A 4,365-nucleotide genomic window follows, 5' to 3' on the forward strand; every position below is an offset into this window, starting at 1 on the left:
CTCTTTTTTATTTGCGATTCAGCGATTTTAATTGCGGTTCTCTTTTTTTATTTGCGATTCCACGGTTTTAATTGCGATTTCCATATTTTATTTGCGATTCCACAATTTTAATTGCGGTTCTCTTTTTTTATTTTCGATTCCGCGATTTTAATTGCGTTCCTCTTTTTTTATTTGCGATTCCACGTTTTTAATTGTGTCACTCTATTATTAATCTTCTCTTCTTTTCATTTGCAGTACTCCCCCCTATCTCTCAAACCATTAATAAATCCAAACAAAAAAAAGAGGTGAAAAAGATCACCCCACAATTTTTAAGCTTTCACATTTATATTAAACTTTTTAAACCAAACGTGTATTTGATATAAGTGAGCTAATAACTGTGGCCCAGACATTAATTGTCCGTACCACGGAACTTGAAATGCTGTTCCTTCACTTTCAACTAAACTATTTAATTGCTCTTTATCAAGAAACTCGTAAAGTGCTGAGCTTTTGTCTTTCAAAGCTTCTTTTAATTTTTGAACAACTAATTTTGTATAAACCGGATTATGCGTCTTAGGATATGGGCTTTTTTTGCGGTATAAAATATCATCTGGCAACAGTCCTTCTAGCGACTTTCTTAAGATGCCTTTTTCACGATTTCCATACATTTTAAGCTCCCAAGGGATATTCCATACATACTCAACTAATCGGTGGTCTGCAAAAGGAACCCGTACTTCGAGGCTCGCTCCCATACTCATTCGATCTTTGCGATCTAATAATTGAGACATAAACCATTGACGATTCAAATAAAACAGTTGTCTTCTTTTAGCTTCTAATGGACTTTCTCCTTCAAGGATTGGTGTTTCTTTTACAGTCTCGTTGTATCGTTCTTGAACATAGGCTGCTAAATTTAGTTTTTTACTCCATTCGTCTTTTAATAGTTTTTGACGAAGCTCTGTTGATCTCATCCAAGGAAAAGCTGGTCTATTCAAATCATCTTCTCGGTGAAACCAAGGATATCCACCAAAAATCTCATCTGCACATTCTCCTGATAATCCTACTACAAAATTATGTTTAATCTTTTGACAAAACCATAATAATGAAGAATCGACATCCGCCATACCTGGAAGATCACGACACTCTGTAGCTTCATCTAAATATTGCACTAGTTCTTCGTTTGAAATGACACATCTTTGGTGATTCGTATTAAAGGTTGAAGACATTAATTCAATCCACGGTGCATCCGAATTTGGTTGGAATACACTTGATTTGAAGTATTTATCATTTTCCTCATAATCAATTGAATATGTTGTTAATTGGCCTTTTCCTTCTTTAGCGTAATGGTTCGCTGCGATCGCAGTAATTGTACTGGAATCCACTCCACCTGATAAAAAGGTACATAAAGGTACATCAGAAACTAATTGCCTTACGATTGCATCTTCTACGAAAAAGCGAACTTTTTCAATTGTTTCATCAACTGAATCTGTGTGTATATCGCTTTTAACATCCCAGTATTTCCAAATTTTAAGTCCATTCCTTGAGAATGTCATAGCATGACCACCACGAAGCTCTTTAATTCCGTCAAATACCCCATGGCCCGGAGTACGAGATGGTCCAAGACCAAAAACTTCTGAGAGCCCTTCTTCAGTTAATTCAGCCTTCACTTCGGGATTTGCTAATATCGACTTTATTTCTGAGGCGAACAATAATCTTTTATAGTCTTCTTTATAAAATAAAGGTTTAACACCTAGGCGATCTCTTGCAATAAATAAACTTTCCTTTTCTTCATCCCAAATTGCAAATGCAAATATTCCATTAAATTTGTCTACACAAGCTTCCTTCCATTCAATATAGCTTGTAAGAAGAACTTCAGTATCCGAATGTCCTTGAAACGTGTAACCTCTTTTTAAAAGCTCTTTTCTAATATCCTCTGTATTATACAATTCACCGTTGTAGCAAAGTGTATAAGTGAAATTCCCCTTCGCCTTGCGCATCGGTTGTTTTCCACCTTCTGGATCAACTACAACTAATCTTTTGTGGCCAAAACTACATTGATTCGTTGCCCAAATATTCGTATCATCTGGACCTCTTTTCGATAATGTTTCAGCCATCTTTTGTGTAATAGAATTTACCTTTGATAAATCCTTTTGAAAATCTGCCCACCCAGTTATACCGCACATGTCTTTTTCTCCTTTCTGGGCTATTTCCCTATAAAACTAAAGTTAATTCTATATCGTATTAATGTTTTTAAAAATAGGTGCGTTAATCTATAAAAAAAGTTGATAACTTATCATTATTTGTCCATACGTTTTTTTAATTTTTGCATAGTTATAAAATAGTTAAGTTATGTCAATAAATGAAAAAAGTAGCAGCTTTATTAAAATCAAAATAAACGCAGCTATTATGTCTATAAATCCTACTAACGGTCGGAAAATAGAGTAATTATTTTAATCCATTTAAAACAATATTCGAGATTTGAAAAAAGGTTCGATTGAAAAAAAGATTCTATTAGATACTTTATTTTATGTTTCGATAAAATGTCCGAATCACTACTTTCTATTGAACTTATGTAAATAAACTAATGAACAGCAGAACGCTTGTAACTGGAGGTTACTTAATGCAATTTAAGCACCGATCACAATTATTTCAAAAGCAACCTCGCGCTTTTACTATAGGAGCAATTGAAGAAATAAATGATGAATGGGTCTTTTTCGATGATGAAACTGATGAGGCGTTTTTACTTGATGATCTCATTGATGAAGATTTTGAAATTTCTATAAATGAAGAATGGATTCCTGCTACTTTAAAAAGTGGAAATATTCTTATTCAGCATTCCAAAAAGAAAAAATTACAAAATGGCGATATCCTTCGTATCCAACGAAAACTTTTATATAGCTTCGATTCGCTCTTAAAAAATTTAAGTGATGAATCATTTTATACTTTAGCTTACTTACTAAATACACATAATTTTTCCCTATACGATTGTTTGTACTGTCATAACTTCCTTTCTTTCCAGCCTGAAGATTCACCTTCAGAAGGAGTGAATTTCATCGTATTTGATAATGGAGATTTAGTTTGTTCAGTATATCACCAATTTAGAATTTCAACTGATGAACAAAACCATCGATTTGAACTGACGAAAGCAACGGGTAATCGCTACCTACTAACTCAACTTTCATAAACATTAAAAAAACTGCCACACGTAATTGTGACAGTTTTTTTATTATGCAAAGAAGTTAAAACCTTGTGGTAATTTAAATCCTACATATAATAAAGCTAAAATAAAGACTGTAAAAATCGTTGCAGGTATTACCATTTTACGCTGTTTCTTAGAAGACACTGTGAAGTATTCAAACACACCTAACATAAGGATGCCTAGTGTCATTTTTACGTTATAAAGCATCATCATATCAGACGGCATATTTTCTTTACCAGGAATATCAATAAATAAATATAGTCCAGTTCCTAAAATAACGAAGTATAATAGACGTAAAATCATGTGAGCAACTTTAACATTCCAACCATTCTTGTATCCGTGCCCAACAAATAAAGCTAAAATTATAGCGATTACCCACGATGTGATATGTAAGTGAATCATTTCATTTCCTCCCAAATGTATATTCTAAACAATCATAACATAAGAGTATGAATAAGGAAAAATGTAGATGAAATAGAATAAAAAAAGATTTAAAAAAATTCACAAATTGTTCAAAAAATGAACTGTGATTTTATACCCAATAACCGAAATAAGCTGCATGACTTAATATTCATTTTTTCAAATCATAAATTATATTAATCTAGGATTGTAATCTACTGTCGAAAATAATTTCAATATTTTCTATAGGCCCTTACGTTTCGACAGACTGTATAGTTTATCCTACAAAAACCTTTCAATTTCCACTATTCAAAGATTGAATGACGGGGAATATTGTAGTATTTTGTAAGTTTTGCACTTCTTTTAGCGAATGCCTTTTCATATGAAAATGATTTTGTATAATAGCATTACATACATCGTGAGACCTAGACATAATTCCCTATTCTTGAACAAAGTTGGTGACTAAATTGCTGCTTCATGTTATAGAGAAAAAACGGGCCCGAATGGTATATTATGCGGGACGATATGGCTTTACAAACAAGAAAACAGTTTTATGTAGCCAAGAGTTGGACAGGCTCATGAATATGATATCGACCTTCTCCTCTTCAAAAAAGAGAGCTTAATAACTAGTTGCGATTAGATTACTCTAATTGCGGCTAGTATTTTTTTTATTTTTGGCTCTGTTAATATTAATTGTTGATTTTAGTTAAACTCGAGACTAATTGAAATGGAAGGTGCGAAGACTCCTATGGGAAATGCGGGAAACTTGAGACCCCTAAAGGCTTGCTCAAGGA

The 4,365-nt window shown here is 33.0% G+C and carries 4 protein-coding genes; 2 read left to right on the forward strand and 2 right to left on the reverse strand.

Annotated features, from left to right (window positions below; genetic code table 11):
- Positions 1–308: 308 nt before the first annotated feature.
- Positions 309–2,156, reverse strand: coding sequence for an asparagine synthase (glutamine-hydrolyzing) (gene asnB / locus COC46_RS20765; RefSeq protein ID WP_098811795.1), 1,848 nt, complete (start codon positions 2,154–2,156; stop codon positions 309–311).
- Positions 2,157–2,593: 437 nt separating this feature from the next.
- Here asnB and COC46_RS20770 point away from each other — a divergent pair, with 437 nt between their 5' ends.
- Positions 2,594–3,157, forward strand: a complete 564-nt coding sequence (locus COC46_RS20770; RefSeq protein WP_098811796.1) for a DUF2777 family protein — start codon at positions 2,594–2,596, stop codon at positions 3,155–3,157.
- Positions 3,158–3,199: 42 nt separating this feature from the next.
- Here COC46_RS20770 and COC46_RS20775 read toward each other — a convergent pair whose 3' ends face one another.
- Complete coding sequence (locus tag COC46_RS20775; protein WP_098811797.1) at positions 3,200–3,574, reverse strand: DUF1516 family protein; 375 nt, start codon at positions 3,572–3,574, stop codon at positions 3,200–3,202.
- Positions 3,575–4,038: 464 nt separating this feature from the next.
- On the opposite strand from COC46_RS20775, the gene COC46_RS20780 reads away from it, so the two are divergent.
- Complete coding sequence (locus tag COC46_RS20780; RefSeq protein WP_098117210.1) at positions 4,039–4,194, forward strand: aspartyl-phosphate phosphatase Spo0E family protein; 156 nt, start codon at positions 4,039–4,041, stop codon at positions 4,192–4,194.
- The last annotated feature ends 171 nt before the right edge of the window (positions 4,195–4,365 follow it).

Source organism: Bacillus sp. AFS041924, from assembly GCF_002577195.1.
In the GTDB taxonomy this organism is placed as follows: domain Bacteria; phylum Bacillota; class Bacilli; order Bacillales; family Bacillaceae_G; genus Gottfriedia.

Excerpts from the sequence above, each read along its gene's own strand:
- asnB (WP_098811795.1), bottom strand. The coding sequence starts at position 2,156 with ATGTGCGGTATAACTGGGTGGGCAGATTTTCAAAAGGATTTATCAAAG.
- COC46_RS20770 (WP_098811796.1), top strand. The coding sequence starts at position 2,594 with ATGCAATTTAAGCACCGATCACAATTATTTCAAAAGCAACCTCGCGCT.
- COC46_RS20775 (WP_098811797.1), bottom strand. The coding sequence starts at position 3,574 with ATGATTCACTTACATATCACATCGTGGGTAATCGCTATAATTTTAGCT.